Here is a 1,248-nt window from a genome sequence, read left to right as displayed (position 1 = left end):
CGACCCTGAACGCAAACATGCGGCGCCACGATGCGACCGCAGAGAGAATCCTGGAGCCCGGCACGCATCAACGCTCCAATCGTGGCATCAGCGCTTGACCAACGCGATTAGAGAAGCATTGGGACACGACCTCAACCGCTCAGATCCGCCACCGTCACCGCGAGTTCGGGAGCCACGACCTCCAGAGCCTCGCCGCGCAGGAGCCGAAGAACCGCCTCCCGCCTGCGCCCCGCCGTCATGCGCCGATCCCGGGTCGGAGCCGCGCCTCCTCCGATAGCCGAGGTCCCCGCGCCCGAGGCTCCTCCGTGCTCAGCGTCATCCATTTCGACACCTCCATCGGCTCAGATAAGCCGCCGGCGGTGTCTCAAGAAACCCTGGGGCGGAGGGCCACCGAATACGGAGATTGCTCTGGACGCCCGGAATCGCCTTTGCTATAGGCTCCCCACCCAGCGATGGGTACCGTGTTCCGGCGTAGCTCAGCGGTAGAGCAGTTGACTGTTAATCAATTGGTCGTTGGTTCGATCCCAACCGCCGGAGCCAATAAACTCTAATGGTTACGAGATTTTTCGCCAATGGCCACTTGCGTGGGGCAAGCGCCAGGTAAGCATGGCGCGCGGTTTTGGCGCGACGTTGCGCGAAACGCTTCTCTCCTTGCAAGGTCTCGGCGGGGAGGCGCGGGCTTGGGCCATCTTCAGTCGCTCAGCTTGCCGAAGTCGGCGAAGTGGCGGACCGTGGTCGAGCGGATCGACGCCGGGGATTCGGTTGCTAGGCGGCAAACCCATAAATCTGGTTGGCGTTTTGCTGTGTGGCTGATTCAAGGCTCGAAACTGAGGGAGCCCTGGATGANCTAGGCGGCAAACCCATAAATCTGGTTGGCGTTTTGCTGTGTGGCTGATTCAAGGCTCGAAACTGAGGGAGCCCTGGATGACACGTCGCCGGTACGAACTGACCGACCATGAATGGTCGGTCCTCTCGCCTCTGTTGCCAAACAAGCCGCGCGGAGTTCCCCGTGTTGATGACCGCCGAGTTCTGAGCGAGGATCTGGTGTCAGAGTTTATGAGTCGACGCCCTAGCCCACCTGGCAAAATGATCGCGGCGGGCCGTCCCGGAGGCCTCGCCGACCCTTGCGTAATCTAGGGTCAGGACTCATAACCAGAAGATGACGGTCGCTGCGATGCGGATGGCACTCATGAATGTGTGGGCGCATCGGTCGTATCGAGTGGCGACGCGGCGCCAGTCCTTGAGCCT

1 tRNA gene and 2 pseudogenes are annotated in these 1,248 nt (G+C 61.7%); 2 read left to right on the top strand and 1 reads right to left on the bottom strand.

The window, feature by feature from the left end:
• Window positions 1-465: 465 nt before the first annotated feature.
• Window positions 466-540, top strand: a tRNA-Asn gene (locus ACLJK8_RS22780).
• A 384-nt stretch (window positions 541-924) separates the two neighbouring features.
• Window positions 925-1,035: pseudogene (locus tag ACLJK8_RS22775) on the top strand (IS5/IS1182 family transposase); the annotation flags it as partial.
• A gap of 111 nt (window positions 1,036-1,146) precedes the next feature.
• On the opposite strand, the pseudogene ACLJK8_RS22770 reads toward ACLJK8_RS22775, so the two are convergent.
• A pseudogene (locus ACLJK8_RS22770) lies at window positions 1,147-1,248 on the bottom strand (IS5/IS1182 family transposase); the annotation flags it as partial.

It is taken from the genome of Amaricoccus sp. W119 (assembly GCF_047275745.1).
Taxonomy (GTDB): Bacteria; Pseudomonadota; Alphaproteobacteria; order Rhodobacterales; family Rhodobacteraceae; genus Amaricoccus.
Note: the sequence above shows the minus strand (reverse complement) of the source record. Positions and strands in the feature narration are given on the sequence as shown.